Annotated in this window: 20 protein-coding genes and 1 pseudogene; 14 read left to right on the forward strand and 7 right to left on the reverse strand. The window is 58.5% G+C overall.

All coding sequences use genetic code 11. From position 1 onward, the window contains the following. Window positions 1-15: 15 nt before the first annotated feature. Together P3C39_RS29785 and P3C39_RS29790 are read left to right on the forward strand one after the other, a co-directional pair. Window positions 16-1,761: a type I secretion system permease/ATPase gene (locus P3C39_RS29785; RefSeq protein ID WP_013525076.1), complete on the forward strand. Its 1,746-nt coding sequence runs from the start codon at window positions 16-18 to the stop codon at window positions 1,759-1,761. Between the two features lie 20 nt (window positions 1,762-1,781). Next, window positions 1,782-3,071, forward strand: coding sequence for an HlyD family type I secretion periplasmic adaptor subunit (locus tag P3C39_RS29790; protein ID WP_338039895.1), 1,290 nt, complete (start codon window positions 1,782-1,784; stop codon window positions 3,069-3,071). A gap of 698 nt (window positions 3,072-3,769) precedes the next feature. Here P3C39_RS29790 and P3C39_RS29795 read toward each other — a convergent pair. Together P3C39_RS29795 and P3C39_RS29800 are read right to left on the reverse strand one after the other, a co-directional pair. Next, on the reverse strand, window positions 3,770-4,195 hold the full coding sequence (locus P3C39_RS29795) for a nuclear transport factor 2 family protein (protein WP_255337261.1): 426 nt from the start codon (window positions 4,193-4,195) through the stop codon (window positions 3,770-3,772). A gap of 386 nt (window positions 4,196-4,581) precedes the next feature. Beyond that, a complete protein-coding gene (locus tag P3C39_RS29800; RefSeq protein ID WP_013525070.1) occupies window positions 4,582-4,896 on the reverse strand; it encodes a YMGG-like glycine zipper-containing protein in 315 nt (104 codons plus the stop codon). A gap of 266 nt (window positions 4,897-5,162) precedes the next feature. Between P3C39_RS29800 and P3C39_RS29805 the strand changes: the two genes are divergently transcribed. Together P3C39_RS29805 and P3C39_RS29810 are read left to right on the forward strand one after the other, a co-directional pair. After that, on the forward strand, window positions 5,163-5,357 hold the full coding sequence (locus P3C39_RS29805; protein WP_245268668.1) for a recombinase family protein: 195 nt from the start codon (window positions 5,163-5,165) through the stop codon (window positions 5,355-5,357). Between the two features lie 369 nt (window positions 5,358-5,726). Then, complete coding sequence (locus P3C39_RS29810; RefSeq protein ID WP_245268667.1) at window positions 5,727-5,912, forward strand: recombinase family protein; 186 nt, start codon at window positions 5,727-5,729, stop codon at window positions 5,910-5,912. Window positions 5,913-5,946: 34 nt separating this feature from the next. Here the strand turns inward: P3C39_RS29810 and P3C39_RS29815 are convergent, their stop codons facing one another. Then, window positions 5,947-7,002 (reverse strand): sensor histidine kinase, encoded by a 1,056-nt coding sequence (locus P3C39_RS29815; RefSeq protein ID WP_013525069.1) that lies wholly within the window; start codon window positions 7,000-7,002, stop codon window positions 5,947-5,949. Then, a complete protein-coding gene (locus P3C39_RS29820) occupies window positions 6,999-8,438 on the reverse strand; it encodes an ATPase domain-containing protein (protein ID WP_013525068.1) in 1,440 nt (479 codons plus the stop codon). The genes P3C39_RS29815 and P3C39_RS29820 overlap by 4 nt, the downstream gene beginning before the upstream one ends. Window positions 8,439-8,694: 256 nt before the next feature. Here P3C39_RS29820 and P3C39_RS29825 point away from each other — a divergent pair, with 256 nt between their 5' ends. The 4 genes and pseudogenes from P3C39_RS29825 to P3C39_RS29840 form a co-directional block, all read left to right on the forward strand. Then, complete coding sequence (locus P3C39_RS29825) at window positions 8,695-10,611, forward strand: PAS domain-containing sensor histidine kinase (protein WP_275954764.1); 1,917 nt, start codon at window positions 8,695-8,697, stop codon at window positions 10,609-10,611. 725 nt (window positions 10,612-11,336) lie between these two features. Next, entirely contained in the window at window positions 11,337-11,720 is a 384-nt protein-coding gene (locus P3C39_RS29830) for a hypothetical protein (protein ID WP_224673134.1), read from the forward strand. Between the two features lie 42 nt (window positions 11,721-11,762). Next, on the forward strand, window positions 11,763-12,008 hold the full coding sequence (locus tag P3C39_RS29835; RefSeq protein ID WP_013525065.1) for a hypothetical protein: 246 nt from the start codon (window positions 11,763-11,765) through the stop codon (window positions 12,006-12,008). A 393-nt stretch (window positions 12,009-12,401) separates the two neighbouring features. Next, a pseudogene (locus P3C39_RS29840) lies at window positions 12,402-12,737 on the forward strand (helix-turn-helix domain-containing protein); the annotation flags it as partial. 476 nt (window positions 12,738-13,213) lie between these two features. On the opposite strand, the gene P3C39_RS29845 reads toward P3C39_RS29840, so the two are convergent. Together P3C39_RS29845 and P3C39_RS29850 are read right to left on the reverse strand one after the other, a co-directional pair. Further along, window positions 13,214-13,441, reverse strand: a complete 228-nt coding sequence (locus tag P3C39_RS29845) for a hypothetical protein (RefSeq protein WP_013525064.1) — start codon at window positions 13,439-13,441, stop codon at window positions 13,214-13,216. Window positions 13,442-13,450: 9 nt separating this feature from the next. After that, window positions 13,451-14,194 (reverse strand): Crp/Fnr family transcriptional regulator, encoded by a 744-nt coding sequence (locus P3C39_RS29850; protein ID WP_013525063.1) that lies wholly within the window; start codon window positions 14,192-14,194, stop codon window positions 13,451-13,453. A 1,084-nt stretch (window positions 14,195-15,278) separates the two neighbouring features. Between P3C39_RS29850 and P3C39_RS29855 the strand changes: the two genes are divergently transcribed. The 4 genes from P3C39_RS29855 to P3C39_RS29870 all read left to right on the forward strand — a co-directional run bounded on the left by P3C39_RS29855 (window position 15,279) and on the right by P3C39_RS29870 (window position 16,730). Then, window positions 15,279-15,509: a hypothetical protein gene (locus tag P3C39_RS29855; protein ID WP_013525061.1), complete on the forward strand. Its 231-nt coding sequence runs from the start codon at window positions 15,279-15,281 to the stop codon at window positions 15,507-15,509. After that, a complete protein-coding gene (locus P3C39_RS29860) occupies window positions 15,509-15,751 on the forward strand; it encodes a DUF982 domain-containing protein (protein ID WP_013525060.1) in 243 nt (80 codons plus the stop codon). Before P3C39_RS29855 ends, P3C39_RS29860 begins: the two co-directional genes overlap by 1 nt. Window positions 15,752-15,830: 79 nt before the next feature. Next, window positions 15,831-16,223 carry a response regulator gene (locus P3C39_RS29865; protein WP_013525059.1) on the forward strand — a complete coding sequence of 131 codons (393 nt, stop codon included), beginning with the start codon at window positions 15,831-15,833 and terminating at the stop codon, window positions 16,221-16,223. Between the two features lie 300 nt (window positions 16,224-16,523). Beyond that, window positions 16,524-16,730, forward strand: a complete 207-nt coding sequence (locus tag P3C39_RS29870; RefSeq protein ID WP_275954855.1) for a DUF982 domain-containing protein — start codon at window positions 16,524-16,526, stop codon at window positions 16,728-16,730. Window positions 16,731-17,327: 597 nt separating this feature from the next. Here the strand turns inward: P3C39_RS29870 and P3C39_RS29875 are convergent. After that, entirely contained in the window at window positions 17,328-17,549 is a 222-nt protein-coding gene (locus P3C39_RS29875; RefSeq protein ID WP_013525056.1) for a DUF768 domain-containing protein, read from the reverse strand. 432 nt (window positions 17,550-17,981) lie between these two features. Here P3C39_RS29875 and P3C39_RS29880 point away from each other — a divergent pair, with 432 nt between their 5' ends. Together P3C39_RS29880 and P3C39_RS29885 are read left to right on the forward strand one after the other, a co-directional pair. Continuing rightward, window positions 17,982-18,233, forward strand: coding sequence for a hypothetical protein (locus P3C39_RS29880; protein ID WP_024505862.1), 252 nt, complete (start codon window positions 17,982-17,984; stop codon window positions 18,231-18,233). A gap of 657 nt (window positions 18,234-18,890) precedes the next feature. Next, the gene (locus P3C39_RS29885) at window positions 18,891-19,622 is read left to right on the forward strand and encodes a Crp/Fnr family transcriptional regulator (protein ID WP_275954763.1); all 732 of its coding nucleotides are present in this window, start codon (window positions 18,891-18,893) and stop codon (window positions 19,620-19,622) included. Window positions 19,623-20,903 lie beyond the last annotated feature (1,281 nt).

The following is a 20,903-nucleotide window of genomic DNA, read 5'->3' on the forward strand; positions in this document are numbered from 1 at the left end:
CCGAGGTGAAGGACGATGTCTCACTCCCACCCTTCTGAGCCGCCGCGAACAACGCTCACGGCCGTATTGGCTTCCTTTCGGCGGGCATTCGCCGGCATCGCCTTGATGAGCGGGGTCGTCAATGTCCTGGCGCTGACCGGCTCGTTCTTCATGCTGCAGGTCTACGATCGCGTCATCCCCGGCCGCAGCGTGCCGACGCTTGTCGGCCTTTGCTTGTTTGCGGGCACGCTGTTCCTCTTCCAGGGCGTTCTTGAGCTGATCCGATCGCGGCTGCTGGTGCGTATCGGCATGGCGCTCGATGCGCGGCTCAGCGGGCAGGTCTACACCGCACTGATGCGTCTGCCGTTGCGCACGAAGCTTCCCGGCGATGGCTTGCAGTCATTGCGGGACCTCGATCAGGTCCGATCGTTCCTGTCGAGCGCTGGGCCGACCGCGCTGTTCGACCTGCCCTGGATGCCGCTTTATCTCGCAATCTGTTTCCTGTTCCATTTCTGGATCGGCATGACCGCGCTCTTGGGCGCCATCATTCTGTTTGCCCTGACCTTACTGGCGGAACTGCGCACGAGGGAGACGGCGAAACGTGCTAACAGCCAGGCCGCTTCGCGCAACACGCTGGCGGAAGCGACACGCCGCAACGTCGAGGTGCTTCAGGCAATGGGTTTTGGCCCACGCATTGCCGATCGCTGGTCTGCCGTCAACGACGACTATCTCAAGACGAATGCCAAGGCGAGCGATTTGGCGGGGACGCTCGGAACGATTTCGAAAGTCGTGCGCATGATGCTTCAATCCGGCATCCTGGCGATCGGCGCCTGGCTCGTCATCCATCAGGAGGCAACAGGAGGCATCATGATTGCCAGCTCGATCATGATGAGCCGGGCGCTGGCACCGATTGAACTCGCGATCGTGCATTGGAAGAGCTTCGTCAGCGCCCGCCAGGCCTGGGCCCGCCTCACCCACCTTCTGGGGCTGCTGCCCGAGGCTGCAACAACTGTCTCGCTGCCGCCGCCGTCGTTTCGCCTCTCGGTAGAGCGCATCAGTGTGGCGCCGCCGGGCGAGCGCCGCCTTGTCGTCCAGGATGCGGGCTTCGTGCTGGAGAAGGGCGCCGGCCTCGGCATCATCGGTCCGAGCGCTTCGGGAAAATCCTCGCTCGTCAGAGCCATCGCCGGCGTCTGGCTGCCAGTGCGCGGTACCGTCAGGCTCGACGGTGCGACACTCGACCAGTGGTCGTCGGAAGACCTAGGCAAGCATGTCGGTTATCTGCCGCAGGATGTCGAGCTGTTCGACGGCACCATTGCCGAGAACATAGCTCGCTTCGAACCCCGGCCCCCCTCGGACAAAATACTGACCGCTGCGCGCGCCGCCGGTGTTCATGATCTGGTGGTTCACCTGCCTGAAGGTTATGAAACGCGCATTGGCGAGGCCGGGTCGGCGCTTTCGGCGGGCCAGCGACAGAGGGTCGCTTTGGCGCGTGCTCTCTATGGCGATCCGTTTCTTGTCATACTCGACGAGCCGAATTCCAATCTCGATGCCGATGGCGAAGCCGCCTTGACGGTGGCGATCCAAGGCGTGCGCGACAGAGGCGGCATGGCCATCGTGGTGGCGCATCGCCCGAGTGCATTGCAAAGTCTTGACCAGATCCTTGTCATGACGAACGGCAGCATTCAGGCCTTTGGCCCGAAGAATGAGATCATGACCAAGGTGACCCGTCCCATCAGCGTTCCGTTGAAAGTTGTCCCAAGTCCTGAAGAGGCGGCGCTCTGATGCCGGAGAGGGCGACATCGGTGATCGACCGGGCCATTCGACGTTATCTGCTTGGCGGCATTGCGACCTCCATCCTACTGGTCGGTGGAGCGGGCAGCCTTGCCGCCGTGATCGACCTCTCTGGCGCGGTCATTGGATCGGGAAAGCTGGTTGTCGATTCCAGTGTCAAAAAGGTGCAGCATCCGACGGGCGGCGTGGTCGGCCAAATCTTCGTGCGCGAAGGCGATGCCGTGCAAGCGGGACAGGTTCTGATTCATCTGGATGAAACCGTCACCCGCGCCAATCTGGCCATTGTCACCAAGAGCGCGGATGAACTCGATGCCCGCCTGGCACGTCTCAAGGCCGAGCGCGATGGTGCGGACGCCATCGGTTTTCCGCCGTCGCTGATGTCTCGGCGGGACGATCCGGATGTCAGCGGAACAATGGCCGGAGAGCAGTCGCTCTTCGAGTTCCGCCGGCAGGCACGCGCTGGCCAGAAGGCGCAGTTGGCGGAACGTATCTCCCAGCTCGCCGAAGAAGTCTCCGGCCTGACCGAGCAAAAGGACGCCAAGAGCCAGGAAATCAAGCTGATCGGAACCGAGCTCGCGGGCATGCGCACATTATGGGAGCGCAAGCTGGTCTCGATCGATCGCATCACCGCGCTCGAGCGCGAGGCCGTGCGGCTGGAGGCTGAACACGGGCAGTTGATCGCGGCGATAGCGCAGTCGAAAGGTCACACGTCGGAAATCCGCCTGCAGATCATCCAGATCGATCAGGATCTGCGCAGCGAAGTCGCCACGGAGCTGCGTGAGGTCCAGGCAAAACTCTCGGAGCTAGTCGAACGCAAGGTATCGGCCGAGGACCAGCTCAAGCGCATCGACATTCGAAGCCCGCAGGCCGGCGTCGTCCTTCAGCTTGCCGTACATACGATTGGGGGTGTCATCACTGCGGGCGAACCGGTCATGCTCATCGTGCCGGTCGCGGACCGACTGACCGTCGAAGCCCGTGTCGCTCCACAGGACATCGATCAGCTGAAACAGGGGCAGGAGGCGACGCTGCGGCTTTCGGCCTTCAATCAGCGGACCACGCCTGAACTCAACGGAAGCGTCAGCAAGATCTCCGCCGATCTCAGCACCGACGAGCGCACCGGCGCCGGTTATTACACCGTGCATATCGTTTTGCCGCGCACGGAACTTGCCAGACTCAAAAGACTGACCCTGGCGCCCGGCATGCCGGTCGAGGTGTTCTTCACGACCAGCAGCCGCACGATGCTGTCCTATCTCGTCAAGCCCCTGGCCGATCAGATCCAGCGAGCATTCCGGGAGGAGTGAAGCGCGCCTGGGCTGCAGCGACCGGCCGCTTCCCGCCGCGAGCATTCATCGGCTGGGAAATTGGCGGAATGCTGCTTTCGGTTTATTGATCCTCGACGACTCCCTGCTGGGCTCGATCCACTGGCCGCCTCCGAGGTAAAAGGCACGGGGACGTCGAACGCGGGCACGTTGGCTTCAATGCTCAACCGGCCTAGGGGTTAAGGACCGAGTGGAGCCGCGCCTTGAGGGTGGCTGCAGCATGCCAGGACATAGCCGACCGAGTTCTGCCGCGTCCGGCATGGCCAAAAATAGGAATTGACCCCTCGCCCGAGTCAATTCTTGCTTGACATTTATGTTCCCGTTCTGTTCACTTCCCGAGCCTGCCGGAAAGGCCAACTGCCATGCTCATGCCGATCATCACGTAAGGCGCTCAAAGGGATGAACCTGCTTAACCGGCAAGCATGCTGGCCTCATTGCGTGGTCGCGCGAGGGTAACCCTTCGGTGGCTTATGGCGAGCCGACGACTCTGTTTGCGGGTGGCGACGTGCCGGACATGGAATAGCTGGAGGTGGTTTCATCCTTGGCAGCTACTTTGAATGCGTTCCGGAATTCTGAGGTTGGCATTTCGTCGGCGAGTGCAGCGATGCAAACGCGCATCGCGTAATCCACCTGTTTTGGAATGCGGGACAACGAAAAGATCCGACAGGAATGCCAACCCCCTACTCCACGATCTTCCAGTATGAGTCCTTGCGGATCACCTTTCCGTCACGAAATGTGTAGAAATCGCAACCTCGAACTTCCTTTTTGACGCCCTCGCGGGTGGTGCCGGTGAGGGTCCATTTCGACATGCCGGTGTTGGCAGCCTCGTCCGCAAAGTGCTGTCCACTGCCGTAATGCACATCGGGCAAACCCTCAAAGCGTGTCGCTAGCGCGTCTCGTACGCTGCGCTTGCCCTCGCAGCGCGTTCCCCAAGGCTCGGCCCCCCTTGGCATCTCCAGAACGCAGTCGTCGGCAAAGAACGCCATGATGCGGTCCAGATCGTGCGCATTGAAGGCCTCGCAAAGCTCCGTCAATGTGGCTCGAATGTCCATTCGCGAACGGCTCCTCGGATTTCGAAGTAGGTCACTGGCGGCGGATCCGGTCAAGTGTCCAGCCAGACACCCTGGCTATGACCGGGATGGAGCGCGGCTTCCGCCACTCATCCCTTCTTAGCGAACGCCCAGACCATCAGCGGGTATTCCTCGTCGTTACTGAGATCCCGCCACAGGCCGTAGGCGCGAACAGGGCCACCGATTCCGCTTGGCTGCCTGTTTGCCACGGCTCTTCAGGGTGCCGGCAAGGCTCTCAGTCATCACGACCTCCAGAGACCCGCCGTCCTTGCTGGTAGCACTATGTTATGGGCAAAAGATGACAACGCAGCGCCGCCGCCGGCGGCGCGATCAGAAACAATGTACCAGCAGGGCCACCGCCCCACAGTGGAGCTTCCGTTCCCATTTCCCACTCAGACAACGGATGAGCAGACTAACCCTGCTTAATAATCGCCGTTGTAGTACCTGTCGTCGCACGGCGCCGTGTAGATGCGGCCGCGGCGGTCCTGGTAGCGGCACATCTGTTCGCCGCGACGCTGCGGCGTAGTGGCCGAGCCGACGACGGCGCCGAGCAGGGCGCCGCCGGCAGCGCCGATGAGCGTGCTTTCGGTGTTGCCGCCGATGGCCTGACCGACGAGGGCGCCGCCAGCGCCGCCGATCAGAGCGCCAGTTCCGGCCCGCTGCTGGCCTTCGGTCTGCGCGCACCCGGCCAGTGCCGCGGTCATCAGCACGGCGGCTATGACTTTGTGAACGTTCATGTAAGGTCTCCCTTGAAGGCCTGATATCCCTATGGCTTGCCACCTGCGGCTGCAATGCGGCGGAACGGGGGCACGAGCCGTCACGATAAAAGACATGGTTTCTCGGGTGTTGATAGAAGCCTGCCTGCTATTTTCGTCGCTTCTCGTTTTATGGCGACAAGTCCCATTCGGTACAAAGTGTCGATCATTGTGTAACGAGATTGAAGCCTCATACCGCTAGGATCGTCCGGTTCAAGCGGACGTTCAATCTGCCTTCCAGGCGCTAAATGATGGAACAGGCGCACACGGTCCGTCGACCTGCTGAGAACGCACAGCGCGTGCGCGCAGCTCAATACCTGCGAATGTCCACCGACCACCAGAGCTATTCGGCCGACAATCAGAAGGATGCAATCCGTGAATTCGCGGATGCGATGAACTACGACACCGTGGCCACATACGAGGACGCCGGTCGCAGCGCTTGAACCTCGAAGCAAAGGCTGTTGGCGGATGTCGAAACGAAGAACGCGGATTTCGAATCGTCATCGTCTACGATGTGAGCCGCTGGGGGCGATTCCCGAACCCCGATGAGAGTGCGTCGTACGAGTATCGGTGTCGTGTTGCCGGCGTTGAATTGAATATTTTGGCGAACAGTTCGCAAACGATGGCAGCATCGGATCAGACCTGCTCAAGGCGATAAAGCGCACGATAGCGTGCCGAGCACAGCCGGGTGTTGTCGGTCAAGGTGTTTGCCGGCCAGTGCAGGCTCGTTCGAATGGTGACACCGGCAGGGAGGGTCGGCCGGCCTGGGCCTGAGGCGCCGGTTCATCGACCAGCTTGGGCGCACAAAGACCATGCTCGCTCTCAAAGAGTACAAGGGCCTCCAGACGGATCGGGGCATCCTCGTGCCTGGACCACCTGATGAAATTGCGACGGTGCGCTGGATCTACCATGAATACGCGAAGGCTGGTCGGACCGAGCTTCAGATTGCGCGGTCGTTGAATGCCAAGGGAGTGGTCACCGGTCTCAACCGACCTTAGAATTTCCGCTGCCCAAATTGTAGCGCTGCCGCGATCAGCCTAGCCGTTCATCGGGTGCAAGGCGGGACAGTAGGCCGCGAATAGAGAAACGCAGGCCATCCGACGCGAAAACAAGATCTGGAGCCTCTCCAAATAGGCTGGTCAATGCGGCGCGCATATAGCGTGTTCCATACCCTACTCGCGAGGGTTGAACTACCGACGGTCCTCCTGATTCGATCCATCTCAGCGTCAGCACTGGTTCCGAACTCGCCGTTATATTCCATTCCAATCGTATCCTGCCTTCGGGGCGGGACAAGCCGCCATATTTAATGGCGTTTGTTGCTAGTTCATGAAGCGAGAGGGCGAGAGTTGTACCGGCATCGCGCGAAAGCAGCACCTCGGGTCCGTCGATCGTGATGGCAGTTTGTTGCTTGGAAAGGTATGGCGCGAGGACCGATTTTGCGACATCCGTTAAGGCCACGGTCTCGCCACCGGCAGCAAAAACTGCAGAATGAACATCCGACAAGGCTCTCAATCGCCCTTTGAAGTCTTCTGCAAGCCCTTCTGCCGAGATCGCACCGCGCCTGGTCATATCGAAGATGGATATGACGGTCGCCAGGATGTTTTTCACTCGATGATTTAGCTCAAGGCGGAGTTCCGTCTCCCGCTCAAGATAGTCACGCACGTCGCGCTGGCGAATTCTGGTGAGGAGTGCCGACTGGATTCCGCTTATCAGTTCGAGCGCAGCCACTGGACGCTGATAGTATATCTGGCGCGAACGTGGCCAGGCAGCACTCAGCGCCGCTTGGATGCGTGACTGCTGTGCCCCACGGTCCAACAAAACAACGATTGGAATTTCCGACCAATTGGGCTGCGCCTGAAGGAAACCTTCAACTGTTGCGATCGCCTGAGGATTCAAGGCTTCGTGGGTGACAACCAGCACTCCAGGGGACAGTGCAAGCAATCCCTCTAAGTCCTCGGGGCTCGCCGCTCGAGCCCGTAAACCACGTTCCTGAAGCAGGGAGGCGGTGTAACCAGCATCCTTGCGGTAAGGCGCCAAAATGAGCACCCAATCCAGTGTTCCCAGCCCGTTTCGCTCGACGTCGCTCACGTCTCGGGCAGAGGATTGTAGGCAACCACGGAAACGCCGGAACTCGCGATGAACAGTTCCCGGACATCGAGATCGTGGGGACCGTGGCGTTTCTTGACGACCGTGATATTGCGCCTAAGGCGGCCTTCATGCTCGGACATGCGCAGCAGAAGCACGGTGTCGCCGAGAAAACTGACGTCCACGTCGATCCCAACATTCTGCCCGAGCAAACCATGCTGGGCGACAATGAGCATGGTTAGCACGTCAGCGCGAGCGAGATGTTTCAGGAGAGACTGGATGTCCAGCACCGCCTTTTCCCGGTGGGGAAGAGAATTCAGATAGCCGGTGAAGCTGTCAATCACGACTACCCGGGTATTGTTGCGACTGACGACTTGCTGCACAATCTGGCCGAACTCTCCGGGCGAGATTTCGTTTGGACTAAAATCGTAGATGACGAGTTGGCCGTCCTTGTAGAACTGCCGAAGATCCATCCCAAGGCCTTCGGACCGGCGAAAGAAAGTCTCCAGCCGCTCCTCAAACAGGAACAGGGCCACGCTCTCGCTCCGTTGAAGCGCGGCAGTGGCGTAAAGCGACGACATCGTCGACTTGCCTGTCCCCGACTGACCAATCACGAGCGTTATGGTTCCCGATTCCTGGCCGCCGCCGAACATCTCGTCGAGAGCGGCTACCCCTGATTTGATCAGTTGCGGCTTGGTCACTTCGGCAGGCGACCCGGGCACAATCCTCGGAAACACCACAACGCCTTCACCCTCGCGAATAGCCATATCGTGATAACCGTCTGCAAACGGCACGCCGCGCATTTTGCTGACTTCAACACGCCGGCGCACGCCGCCGTAATCCTCGAGAGATTTATCAAGCCGGATCACGCCGTGGGCAATGCCCTCGATTTCCTCGCCATTGTGATCGCCTCCGCTGGTCTGGGTGTCGAGCAACACCGCCACAATGCCCCGCTTGGCCAGGAAGGCCTTGAAACCAATCAGCTCGCGCCGGAACCTCGGTGTGTCGCCGGTAATCAGCCGGATCTCGAGCAGCGAGTCATAAACAAGCCTGTGTGGCTTGTGTTCTTCAATCGCGCGTTCAATCGCCTTGCGCGTCTCATCCAATCGAAGGTCCGCAGTCTGGAAAATCGTCTGATCGGCCGCTCCGCTCAGGGTCTCCGAAGCGGACAATTCCTCAACGCGGATGCCATCAAGCGTCCAGCCGTGTGAGGACGCAATCGCTTGCAGTTCGGCGGCGGTTTGCGAAAGGCTGACATAGATGCAGCGTTCACCGGCTGCCACACCAGCGCGCAGGAATTGCAACGCCGCCGTCGTCTTGCCTGCGCCTGGATCGCCTTGCACGATATAGAAATTTGAAGCGGGCAATCCACCGCGAAGAATTTCGTCCAAGCCGGCAATGCCGGAACTTACAACGGGCTGCTTCTTTCGCTCGGTCATTCCGCCATCGTCTCCAAACAGGAATCGCAAGCCGCCAGTATCACAGGTTCGAAGTAGAACTGGGTGGAGCGATCGGCGGCCCGGCCCGGTATCTGAAATTCCAATTTCTGTAATGGCCGCGCCCCCGTCAGGCAAGTAGCTCGTTGCAGGCCACGGCAGTCACGGCCTGTGCCACAGCGCGCACGCCTTCCCATCGTCTGTGGAACCATCCAAGACGCCAGCAGTTTCACAGAGTTAACAAATGAACGGATGGGGTATGATTCAAGGAACCGTCGATAAAGCCGATGAGGATCGCTACCGCGTTCTCGTCGAGGCCGTTACTGATTATGCGATCTATATGTTGGACCGTTCGGGAACCGTGACGAGTTGGAACGCGGGGGCCGAGCGGTTCAAAGGCTATTCCGCCAGCGAGATCATCGGTCAGCATTTCTCGTGCTTCTACACGGAGGAGGATCGCGAAGCTGGTCTTCCATCGCGGACTCTGGAGACAGCAGTCCGCGATGGCAAATTTGTGACCGAGGGCTGGAGGGTTCGTCGCGACGGGACTCCTTTCTGGGCTCACGTTGTGGTGGATCCTATACTCGATCCAAGCGGCCAACTAACCGGCTTCGCCAAAGTCACCCGTGATCTTACCGAGCGCAAGAAAGCGGAGGAGGAAATCCGGAAAAATCAGGAGCAGTTCCAGCGTCTGGTTCAGGGCGTGACGGACTACGCGATCTACATGCTTGATCCTGAAGGCGTAATCACGAGCTGGAACTCGGGTGCAGAACGCATCAAAGGTTACTCGGCCGACGAAATAATCGGCAAGCACTTTTCTCAATTCTACACGCCCGAGGATCGCGAGCGAGGCAGTCCGCAAAGTGCCCTGGAGATCGCCGCCCGTGAAGGGCGAGTTGAGCGCGAAGGCTGGCGTATACGCAAAGACGGCACTGCGTTCTGGTCCCACGTGGTCATCGACGCCATTCGGCACGAGGATGGCGAACTCCTGGGGTTCGCGAAGATCACACGCGACATTACGGAGCGGAAGAAGGCGCAGGAGTCTTTGGATCAGGCACGTGAGGCCCTTTTCCACTCCCAAAAAATGGATGCGATCGGCAAACTGACGGGCGGCGTCGCTCACGATTTCAACAATTTGCTGATGGCGATTCTGGGTAGTCTTGAGCTGCTCCGCAAACGGCTTCCCGACGATCCACAATTGCTGCGTCTTCTCGACAACGCGGTGCTCGGCGCGCGACGGGGAGCGTCCTTGACGCAGCGCATGCTGGCCTTTGCCCGGCGGCAGCAACTCGATCCAAAGCCTGTCGATTTGATAGGGCTCATACACGGAATGAAGGATCTCTTGGAACGATCGCTGGGCTCAAGGGCGATCATAGAGACGAAATTTCCGCTCTCGCTTGATCGTGTGATGGTTGATGAAAGTCAAATCGAACTCGCATTGCTCAATCTGTGCGTCAATGCCAGGGACGCGATGCCTGGCGGCGGAACGATCGTCATCTCCACTCGGATGGAACAGGTCGGCGAAAGCAAAGAGGCTGGCTTGGCCCCGGGCCCCTACGTCTGCCTCTCGGTAGCAGACGCTGGCGAAGGAATGGACGAAGAAACGCTGGCTCGGGCGACGGAACCGTTTTTCACCACAAAAGGCGTTGGCAAAGGTACGGGTCTCGGTCTGTCTATGGTCCATGGGATGACAGAACAAATGGGCGGGCGCCTGACGCTTAGGAGCCGCAAGGGAGCAGGAACGACGGCGGAACTGTGGCTGCCGGTGGCCATCGCGAGCTCGGAAGTCGCGCGCGGGCCGGATGTTCTTGCCGAGGAAGCCATTGAGACGGCGTCGCTGCGGATTCTGGCAGTGGATGACGATGCGCTGGTCCTTTTGAATACCGCGGCAATGCTCGAGGATCTCGGCCATACTGTCGCGGAGGCGCATTCTGCGGCGGCAGCCCTCAGGTTGCTGGAGGAGCAGCCGTTCGACCTCGTCATAACGGATCATGCTATGCCGAAAATGACGGGCCTGCAGCTATCGAATACGATCAAAGGCCAGTGGCCGAACGTACCCGTCATTATAGCAACGGGCTACGCCGAACTCCCGGGGACTCGCGACATCAAAATTCTCAGCAAGCCGTTTACTGAAGAAGAATTGGCGAACGCAATAGCAGCCGCTAATGTCGCGTAGGGTCGCCTTAGAGACCACCCCCTCTGAGTTCCTTGATGCGTCAAGCTGGGACAAGACCCTCCAATATTTCTCTCTGAGTGTACTTGCGAAGCGGCAACCTGCTCGGCGGTCAGAAGGGAGTTTTCTATGGAAAGTGTACGTTCAAGCAGCCGAATCGTGCGAGAGGACGACTTCGTTCTTCGAAAGATCGCTCTGGTCGCCTGCCCTACCAGCCTATGCCGCACTTAGCTCCCGGATCTAACTGTTTGCAAGGATTGGGAACCGCGAGGCGCGCAGTCGCGCAGTCAAGCAGGAGTGCGGACAGGCCTACCCAGCAGCGAAACAGAAAAGCGCTGGCGCTGGGTCTTCACCGGGGTTAAGGGCCATGTACGAGCTACCCTGCATGTCCGATTTTCAGCCTGCGCTAATATTGTAAATGAATGGTGAACTGTGCGCACCGACTTCTCCGGGTCTTGCGTTTGGCGTCACTGTGGTTCCCGAAGGGCCGATATACTCCACCAGCGCGAGGCATGACCGCTCAGATTCTGTTGGTCGGCGCCAAGGTTCGCGCACCTCTGCGCCGGCCGCCAGGGCACTTTGAGGTGAAATGCCGCTCACCGGAGCTAAAACCCAGCAATTGGCCGACAATCGCCGAATAGCCGATTGGTTGAAAACGTACAGCGAATCCGTTGGGGTTATGCTGGACAACAGGGTAAACAATTCCTTTCGCTGGAAGGGAGGCCGCGATGGTTCGAACGCATTTAGAAGTTGCACAAGCCGTAATCGCAACCGGCTATCTTGTTCGGCATAATTCCATGATCGGAACTGCCAAGTTTCGCCAAGACGTGGATCGTTCAAGGCGCGCAATCGAGACATCGCGCGAACTGCTCAAACGCCTTCGCCAACGTCACCACGATGACATGGCGCGAGGGTGGGAAGATCCGGGCGTGGCAAGCGTCGCCGTCTCCGCCTTTGACGCCGACATTCTCCGCTCGGCATTCCGAGAGTTGGTCAGGCAAACGGGTGTGCCTGAGTATCAATGGCGTGATCTGGCCACGAGCCTGGTACATGAATTCACCGGGTGCGAGCAGATGGAAACTGGCCTGGTGGATTGGATCACCAGCAAGTAGCGCTACAAGGAAACCTTTTTGGGGATTCGGAATTAGGGTCGCATGGCCCGCTTCTTCTTTGATTTAACCGACGATGGCGAAGTCTTTCCCGATCCTGAAGGAACCGAAATTGCGAGCCGGGAAGCCGCTGAAGATGAGGCAGCAAGAGCGTTGCTTGAAATGGCCAAAGACCGGATGCCGGACGGCACTTTCAGAGAGGTTGCCATCCATGTCCGCGATCACACCAGCAAGCTCCTATTCACCGTGAAGGTCACGGTCGACTTGGTGCGTGAGCCGCCCGATAGATGAAGACGCGGCCCTAGCTATTCATTATGGCTGCGCACCAACGCCAGCGGCATGCGGTCGCTGAGGCTGACATCATCCTTTCCGAACATCACGTCAACGCGCCGCATTATTGCTGAGTCCCACTAGCTGCTACAGCGGCTAGTCGAGAAGGCAGGCGCTATCCAGCCCTAAGGGGAGAGCTGGTTCCTTATTCCACCGGATAATGTCGACATCCTTGCAAGATGCACATCATGCCCGCTTTTGCCTCGATCAGGAAATAGTCAGATTCGTACGGAGCAGAGTCTGTACGATTCCAACCCTTTAACTTTGTACACCCCTGATTTGTAATTGGGCGGCCGAGGGGCCGCCGTGCATCAGGTTGCATTTCACTGTCAATCGCGCGCCAGAGGGCGTATCCTGTTGGGCTATGTCCACTACTTCCACATCCAGACCAGCTATACGGCCCTGATCAACGCAAAATCAAACCTTGAAGAGCGGTTGGCGCGCTGGCTCCTAATGTGTGACGATCGGGTCCACGGCGAGCGCCTTGCGATCACCCATGAGTTTCTTGCCGTCATGCTTGGAGCAAGACGCCCAGGCGTTACCGTTGGGCTGCAAGTGCTGGAAGGACGTGGTTTCATCTATTCTCGACGTGGCGAAGTGCACATCAGGGACCGCAGCGGACTTGCGGCCTGCGCAAACGGCACCTACGGCAAGCCAGAAGCCGATTACGTTCGGCTAGTTCGATTATAGCGCTCTAAGTTCGATTATAGCGCTCCAAGCATGCCGGACGTAGACCGCAGTGATCCAAGCACCTGCGCCTCGCGCCAGCAATACAGCCCGTCCCGCCCACATTGCCGGTGACACGAAACGGCTGCGGAAGCCGCGATGCGACCCGATTGCAATCCAACCCTGGGCGCGCACGGATGTTCCGGTCTTAACACTTTCTTGCCCAAAGAACAGCCTCGCGCAGGCCAGGCCCATGCAAGACGCGCGTCTACTCGTGATCGAGGTCTTCTGGGCGCTGAGACCGCGCACCACCATGAGTCCCGCGCGACCCGCCGATTAGCCTTCCTCGGCGCTATTGACGTTCGCAAACCGACCGGCTCATTGGTTGCGGCACAACGGTCCCGGCGGTCTGTCGTAAGGCCCCGCCGATGCGTACGGCGGGTTCGCACGCTGGAGCCCCTGCGCGGCCACACAGCGAAACCGGGTAAGCTCAAAGCCACTCAGCTTCCCTGAAGCGTGATGCTCAAGCTCAGCAGCCTTTCACCAGCCTCGTCCCTGACATAGATCGCCAATTGCTGCCCATCGGGGTCCTTGAAGAATTCAAGCGCCAAATCTCTGAGCCCGTCCATGCCCTCTCGGCATGCTTCCTCGATCCCATCACATTCGATCCCCTCATCGTCTTTTATGAGCTCGTCGCGGACACTGCTGTCAAAGAAATATCTCGCCATGGAACACCTCTATTGGCGCAACACGTCAGCGGCCCTTTGGTGCAGATACATCCCATCAAAATCCCCGGCGCGAACGAGCCCTGACCAGTCGGTTGCATGAAAATGCGAGCCCACGGTGGATATCAGGCCGTCGCGTCTAAGATCCTGAAGAACTCGGTTCACGTGTACGGTGGAAAGGCCGAGCGCATCACCAAGCGCAGCCTGCGTTATCGGAAGGCGGGCCACATGATCTTCTATGCGGCCGACTGCGCGGAGGCGGACAATAAGTTCGCACAAAATATGAGCCATGCGAGTATAGGCGTCGCGTCTTCCGACGTTGGTGACCCACTCTCGATAGATCGCCGCATCGACAAGCGTCGAGCGCCAAAACACTGTGGTTATCGAAGGGTGCTGGTCGCAAATAGAGCGAAGAGCGTCGTGCCGCATGAAGCCCACCCGAGAGGGCATTAGAGCCGTAAAGGTGCAATCCATGACCGACAGATGCAGTCCATGAAGGTCGGGAATGTCGCCGGGAACAAAAAAGGAGGTGATTTGGCGTTTGCCGTCGCCTGTCATTTTGGTCGAGCCTATCATGCCGTCAAGAACAACAAACGAAAGCGTCGGCTGGTCGCCATCGCGCAGAATGTCTGCGTTGGCCTGATATTGCTTCTCCTCAATCCGGGCATTTCCCAAAATTGCAATATCTGGTTCTGCCAGTTCCGAGATGGTCTGGAGCTTGCGGATCAAAATGTTCGAGGAAGGAACCTGCGCCATGAAGAACCTGTTGGGGTTGGCGCCCAACTTACAGCGGGCGCTAATGTTCCGCCGCGCTGCCCAGAGCAGACGGCCCGTGGCCAGCCAGCGCGACCGACCTGCTTTCTTGCCAGCGTCGAGACGTCACTATCATAGTTGATTGTGGCTGCCGCTGACCTTGCGTAAGGGACATCCATCGCAATCGTCTAACAAGGAAATGGTATGTTGTATCCGGGCCGATTTTTGGAGCCGAGCGATGTTGAGATGCTGGCCCACGTTTGTCACACGGTCTGCAACGAGCGCGGCGTACCTCTCGCTTCGGAGAGAGGAGAGCGCATAGCTGCGCACGTGCTCAGGCTGTTCATGAACGGCTTGACTGGGCCGAATGAACTGCTTGACGCTGAGAGGAACTGGGCTAGGCGGCCTGACCTTCCGGTCGAGCAGATTGATATCAACTACACAGGTATGAGAAAGGCCGCGTGATCCAGTTTGGTTTTTGCAGCCGGCACTTGGGGAGATGCCGCGTGACCGGGAACAAACCTTGCTTTTGAGAGTTTGTAGAGCCGTTTCAGCGGACGACTGACCGAAATGCTCCTCGCCGTGAAGAGTGCCATCTCGAGGGCCGTTTTGGCTGGCAGGCGTGCCAGTGCGGAAGTGTTCGGTGTGGTTGACCTCACGACCAAAGCGGGTGCCAAAATCGCTCCCATCACCTTGGGAATGGCCATTCAATTCGTGGCGAACGCATCGGTGCTGGATACGACGTTCGCCGAGCCATGGTCTTCTACGGCGAACCGGCGACGCCGAGCCTAAGGGCGAGAGAGTGCGAACGCTTATGGGCGCAGTTTGGCGGCGCGCTCCTGCGACCGTAATCCCACCATCTTCCGGACGATGTATGTCCGAACAGGCACATTCTTCCTTCGGGGTGGCCGACCTTCCGCGCTGAGTTTGGATGACCATGAGCGCCCATGGATGGTCTGATGACAGCGCACAGACCCAAGAAGGTCGCGCCCGTCACCACCCGCTTTGTACGCTTCTGGTACTTGTCTTTTTCAGAAAGTGCGCCACAGAATAGACGATTGAGGTTCTGTCTCTCTGGGAGGATGGGATGGACATTCAAACACCTGTCCGGCCTGCGCAGACGACGGCCAAGGAGCTGGTTCGAGAGAGCCTTTTGGGCCCTCAACCGGGCGCCATCATTTCCGTGAAAGCAACCATTACAGCAGTGCGCGAGCGCGGCCTTTATCTCCATGAGACGGACTGCCAGTTGGTCGCGATGATCGTCGATTGTGCCACGAAACGGGAGCTTTTCGTTGCGTTCGACGTGCGCGAATCCTGATGCCCCTTCGTTGGTTCAACCCGCCTGTCTACGTCAAGACCGACAGACCGGGATTCCGCCTTGGGATCAGCCGTATCGACACTGCCGCCGAGGAACTACTGAAGTGGTCCAACCGTGGCCCCAAATGGCGACTGGCGGCGGAGGCCTGCCTGACGGCGATGGATGGCAAGATGCCGACCAACGACTTCCGTGTACTCTTCGAGGATGCGGCTGAGGAGGAGGAAATGCTGCTGCCCGATTAGCAATGTTAGGGGCGTCGAGGAACATTCGCAGCCGGCCACCGTTGCATGCCCGGATACCAACGAGCGAAGCTGGCGTCGAATGAACTCAGGTGCCGTCCTGGTCGTGGAGGATGAGAGCCTTATCCTCCTGGATATCGAACACTCGCTGCGTGAAGCCGGGTTCGAGGTGATTGCCGTCTATAAAGGGGACAATGCCATCGCGACCTTTGATCGTAACCCGGATGGTGTCGCAGCCCTCCTGACCGATATAAGGATCGGAGAAGGCCCCACTGGCTGGGACGTCGCCCGTCACATGCGGACCGTCAACCCCAGTTTGCCAGTCATTTACATGAGTGGCGATGGTGCGGAGGACTGGCCGTCACTTGGAGTGCCAAACAGCCTCATGATAACCAAGCCGTTCGTTATGCCCCAGATCATCACGGGCCTCGCAAACCTTCTCAATTCACAAGCAGGGCTGGCAGCTCCTGGCTGACGTGCCCCCCAGTCACACGATCCCCTCGCTCAGACATTTGCATCAGACATTCCGATCTCCTAAATTAGCCTCGTGGTGCAACTGCGATACGGCTTAAGGCAAGACTCGGACGAGAGCTGGACGGTATTCGACGTGTTTACCGGCCAGCCAGCCGATGCATGGGGGGCACCGGCGGAATATTTGGATCAGGAATACGCCGAAGATCTGGTAGGCATACTGAATGCCGAAGACCTCAAGCGTCGATTGTCGCGAGGGAGGGTCGTATGATGGCAACCCACTGGTTCACCCCCGGTTCCCGTCATCGGGGGGCGACCCGGCATGACCTACAACGTCAACAGCGTGGAGGCCGCTTCCGAATATCTGGTGAAATGGACAAAGCGTGGCCCTAAGTGGAACCAAGCTGTCCGCGCCTGCATGGCCGCTATGGCCGGTGAGGCGACGGCTCAAGAGGCGCGGAGGTGCTTCGAGGAGGGGCAGTTCCGAGCTGCTCATGAAAAGACTGACTAGCCCGCCACCCCGTCGACACCTGCGGGCAGCATTACCGGATGGGTAGCTCGCTGAAGACCAAGCCAGATACAAACGTGGCGGAGTTCACGGGCCGGACCTAAGTCCCGCCGCCAAAACGCATTGGTCCGAGCTTGGCTTCCGGTAAGGAACTGTCTCGGGAGATCGATGTTGCGTGGGCGGCCACAGCTACGTCCCTCCCCGCGGTCGTCGGTTCGCACGGGGGGCGAACCCTAGCCTTGAAAGGGATTGTAGCGTGGGATGGACCTATGACTACCCAATCTTCTACAACCGTCACGGGGCTTACCCTGACCGCAGTTTGCCGGATGGATCAAACTCCCCACAAAGGACTTTCAATGCCCATACCTGAGGAGTTGGGAGATGCGGAGCTCGTTTTCGACTGCCCCAAATGCTGCCATCCTATTGTAAGGCGAGGATCATGGTTCAAGGTAATATCCATGTTTCGTTGCGAGGCCTGCAATGCCAAGATTCGTCTCGGCTACCCAGACAAGCTGGTGTTGTTCGAACGGCATCGCCATCTGATAAAAATCCCACCAGCGGATGCATCCGCTTTTTGAATGAGACCGTAGCTCCGCGGACCTACTCTGGAATTCCGGCGTCGAAGTGAGCGATGGCTTCGACGAAAATGCGGTAAAGGCTATCCACATCCTCATCCAGCTCTATTCTCTTGATGCCGACCGCTTTGGCGTCGGCCAGGAGCTTGTGGGTGAGTTCACCGATTGAGACCGCGTCGGGAGGCGCCGTCTCTGGGATGTCGTTAGCAATCCACTTGTGCAGAAAGTTGATGCCGCGTGTGCTCATCTAAAGTTCCACGAGCCGCGAAGAGCACAGAACGCAAGCACAGCGACAGCGGCCGAGATCAGAATTCCTTTCGGGTTCTGCCACCTTGGTGGAGGGCGAGGTACTAGTTTCTCGGCATGATCGCTCATATCGAGACAAGCTACGCCGGGAGATTAGGTTCCGCTTATCTTTGACGCGTTCGGTCATCGGCAGGGCTGCCGAAGAGGCAAGCTGGACAAGAAAACCGCAGCTAGTCGGCTTTGTGCCTACCGCTTAACCTTTGTTATTGCAGTGGTGCTGCCCTGCGGTATTTACGCTGCGCCGCTGCGTCCTATGATCGGTCAGCGAGAGCTTCCGAAAGTTGAGCACGTGAAGGAATGGACCTATTTTGGGTGATGCCGATGCTGGTCATTGTCCACCTTTCGAGTGTCGCGAACGCCGCAGATCAACAGGATGGATTTGATCGTGAAAGGAAGCCGACCGAGTATTTCGTTGTTGGATTTCGACATACTCTCCCGGGCTCTTACGTCAGCCGTCCGGGATAGCCCGGACTCCAATTGGAAGGTCCAGGCGCGCGAGCTTGTGCGCCTCTACACCGGCAAAAAGTCAGCCGACGAAAATTTGATCGCAGCATTGGTTCATGCCAGTCGCGCCCAGTTGGACTTGGAGGAATCCAAGGCCGGTCGGCCCGGCAAGATTGATTGAATACCTCCACTTGCTCGACGTGCTTTATCACCGGATTCTGGATGGCGTTTCTAATGCAAGGCTAGAAATGCAGCGCGACGGAATTTGACCTCACAACGCCTCACCTCAGCTGAAAACACGCTCAGCACCAGCGGGTGCTGCATGGAATAGTTCCGGCAAATCGAAGTTCGGCTCCGAACGGAGACGGACATGGCAGTGACCCAACGTGCCAACGACAATCGAATGCCAGAAAAGAAGCCGTTTGGCCGCGCGGGGGAGATGTCGCGCGAGCAGGCGGAGGAAGCAGTCAGGTCGCGACGAAGGTACAAGATGGCGAGACGGGCACGGGAGTCGAAGCGAGGCTCGGCCATGCCTCGCATCGTTGCTGTCAGAAGCCAAGACTAGGCCGTTGCCGCTTCCGCTGGTCAGGCAAAATGAAGACGGGGGCCGGGGCGTCAGAATGTCGGTTTAGTACAAACCCGAGCTCGGTACGTTTCCAACTCTGACATTTCTTCCAAGTCTTTTGTAATCACGGTGGCGGGGGCTCGCCGTGCATCGATTCGCATTCTCCTATGATTGTCGCGCCAAGAGGCGTAGCGTCACAAGATCGTCTGCACGTTTTTACGGGCGCGGACGGCAAGGAGATTGGAAAGCTCTTGCCCCAGGCGGGATTGAGCCATGACCAATCCAAAGAACAATTCCTATAAAAACGGATTGCTGTGTCGGCTCAACCCCGATGACCTAGCGCTTCTGCAGCCACACCTTGAGCCATGTGCCCTCAATTTGAGAATGAATCTGGAGCAAGCCGCTTCGGAGATCACTACGATGTACTTCCTGGAGGACGGCATCGGTTCTGTGGTTGCGAGGACCTTGGGGAGGGAAGCCGAGGTTGCGCTTATCGGTTTTGAGGGAATGACTGGTGCGGCGCTCGTGATGGGGGCTGACTATGCCGCGCATGAATGTTTTGTCCAGCTGCCCGGCAACGCTTTCAGGATCGGAGCTGAGCCATTCAAGGCGGCACTCTCGAACAGCCCGACGCTGCGCCTCTTACTCTTGCGCTATGTCCAGTATCTCCACATCCAGACCAGCTATACGGCGCTGATCAACGCGCGCGCAAACCTTGAAGAGCGTTTGGCGCGATGGCTTCTAATGTGTGATGATCGGGTCCACGGTGGACGCGTTGTAATCACCCATGAGTTTCTAGCCATCATGCTGGGCTCGAGGCGTCCGGGAGTTACCGTTGGGCTTCAGGTGCTGGAAGGACGCGGGTTCATCTATTCCCGACGTGGCGAAGTGCGTATCCGGGACCGCAGCGGCCTTCTGGCATCTGCAAATGGCACCTACGGTCAGCCGGAGGCAGACTACGTGAGGCTGCTTGGAGACATCCGCTCGTCTCCAGACCTGACTTAGATCATTGGGGAGCACAACCGGTTGCCATTAGAGATCATCTCGCAATCCGGCGCTTCAGATCGACATCCTTCAGGGAGATCAACGTCGTTGGCATACTATACCTTGGCCTTGCGCCACCCAGCCCACCACGCTTCCCATTCCAAGCAGAACCATCTCTCCCCTCGAGGTTGCATGGAAAATCACCAGCACAGATTCAACTGTCATATTGAGCGAGGGATCGTGGGGAGTTTGGGATTGCGTCGCCAATAGGCCGGCGTCGCCAATACCCGGCAAGGTTAGGCGGTGGCGACCTTCTCGGGTGCACTGCCCACACGGCCGAAGCGGCGGCACACGTCCTGACGAGATTGCCAGGGCGGACTTGATGCCGTCGCTATCCGCATAGCGGGCATTGTCAGATCTGCGGGGACCTGATCGATCTCCGCCTACGCCCGCAGCAGTGGGCAATTAGGTGATCAATAAACGAACGTGCTACATCGGGCTGACTTTTCCCATTCCCAACGCCTCAGCGACATCGAGCTTTCGCGTGCGATCCGTGCCAACCTTATGCGCCAGCGGGCGTGTCTTGCTTGACGAGCTTGCTTGCGTCCGCATGGAAGTCAGAGACGCCTCTGCTGTTCGCTACCATCTACGGTCGGACTTTGCAGAAGCTTCGCTTCAAGCACTAGCGACGCCCAAGGCCCCCCAAATCAAGCCGTCCTGTAAAGGCTGAAGTGTCTGTCCCACGACCAGGGAACATGTCTCTGAAATGGAAGTTCGGGACGCGATTGGTAAGGAAATCTCCTTGAAACAGCCGAGCAAAGCCCCGCCACCGATTCGAGACCCGGTGCCGGGCCACCTGCGATCAAATCTTTTGGTAGCGCTGGAACCTGTTTCTGAAATCCAAGTTAAGTTCAGCTTGGTTATCAATCCCCACCAAGCGTAGGCGAGCAAGGCCCGTCGCTGTTGTTGTGTGCTCAGCGGCGGGCTTACTTCATTTAACATCACGATTTCGCCTCACGGATCGCCCGCAAAGTCGCGTGGCCTAGCTTGTCCTCTCGCTTCAAGGTCTTCACACGTCCGACAAGGTCGACGGTGGTGGGGATAACGCTGATTCTGGCGTCGGCAGTTTGAGTTACGCGACCTGATGCCGCTCTCCCAGAAACTATCTTCGGTTGAGCCAGGGCGTTGGTTCATCGTTGCCGCCCACTATCGGTGCGAAGGTTGCCAGCGTTTACACCGCCTTCCTTATCCAGAAAAGGTGGAACTGTTCGAAAGATACGCCCAAGGGTGTGAAGACGGGCT

This window comes from Mesorhizobium sp. XAP4 (assembly GCF_029269325.1).
In the GTDB taxonomy this organism is placed as follows: domain Bacteria; phylum Pseudomonadota; class Alphaproteobacteria; order Rhizobiales; family Rhizobiaceae; genus Mesorhizobium; species Mesorhizobium ciceri.

What these genes read in the sequence shown, in the direction of transcription:
- P3C39_RS29785 (WP_013525076.1), top strand. Translation starts at nt 16, where the DNA reads ATGTCTCACTCCCACCCTTCTGAGCCGCCGCGAACAACGCTCACGGCC.
- P3C39_RS29800 (WP_013525070.1), bottom strand. Translation starts at nt 4,896, where the DNA reads ATGAACGTTCACAAAGTCATAGCCGCCGTGCTGATGACCGCGGCACTG.
- P3C39_RS29805 (WP_245268668.1), top strand. Translation starts at nt 5,163, where the DNA reads ATGATGGAACAGGCGCACACGGTCCGTCGACCTGCTGAGAACGCACAG.
- P3C39_RS29810 (WP_245268667.1), top strand. Translation starts at nt 5,727, where the DNA reads ATGCTCGCTCTCAAAGAGTACAAGGGCCTCCAGACGGATCGGGGCATC.
- P3C39_RS29820 (WP_013525068.1), bottom strand. Translation starts at nt 8,438, where the DNA reads ATGACCGAGCGAAAGAAGCAGCCCGTTGTAAGTTCCGGCATTGCCGGC.
- P3C39_RS29825 (WP_275954764.1), top strand. Translation starts at nt 8,695, where the DNA reads ATGATTCAAGGAACCGTCGATAAAGCCGATGAGGATCGCTACCGCGTT.
- P3C39_RS29830 (WP_224673134.1), top strand. Translation starts at nt 11,337, where the DNA reads ATGGTTCGAACGCATTTAGAAGTTGCACAAGCCGTAATCGCAACCGGC.
- P3C39_RS29835 (WP_013525065.1), top strand. Translation starts at nt 11,763, where the DNA reads ATGGCCCGCTTCTTCTTTGATTTAACCGACGATGGCGAAGTCTTTCCC.
- P3C39_RS29845 (WP_013525064.1), bottom strand. Translation starts at nt 13,441, where the DNA reads ATGGCGAGATATTTCTTTGACAGCAGTGTCCGCGACGAGCTCATAAAA.
- P3C39_RS29850 (WP_013525063.1), bottom strand. Translation starts at nt 14,194, where the DNA reads ATGGCGCAGGTTCCTTCCTCGAACATTTTGATCCGCAAGCTCCAGACC.
- P3C39_RS29855 (WP_013525061.1), top strand. Translation starts at nt 15,279, where the DNA reads ATGGACATTCAAACACCTGTCCGGCCTGCGCAGACGACGGCCAAGGAG.
- P3C39_RS29860 (WP_013525060.1), top strand. Translation starts at nt 15,509, where the DNA reads ATGCCCCTTCGTTGGTTCAACCCGCCTGTCTACGTCAAGACCGACAGA.
- P3C39_RS29865 (WP_013525059.1), top strand. Translation starts at nt 15,831, where the DNA reads ATGAACTCAGGTGCCGTCCTGGTCGTGGAGGATGAGAGCCTTATCCTC.
- P3C39_RS29875 (WP_013525056.1), bottom strand. Translation starts at nt 17,549, where the DNA reads ATGAGCACACGCGGCATCAACTTTCTGCACAAGTGGATTGCTAACGAC.
- P3C39_RS29880 (WP_024505862.1), top strand. Translation starts at nt 17,982, where the DNA reads ATGGATTTGATCGTGAAAGGAAGCCGACCGAGTATTTCGTTGTTGGAT.
- P3C39_RS29885 (WP_275954763.1), top strand. Translation starts at nt 18,891, where the DNA reads ATGACCAATCCAAAGAACAATTCCTATAAAAACGGATTGCTGTGTCGG.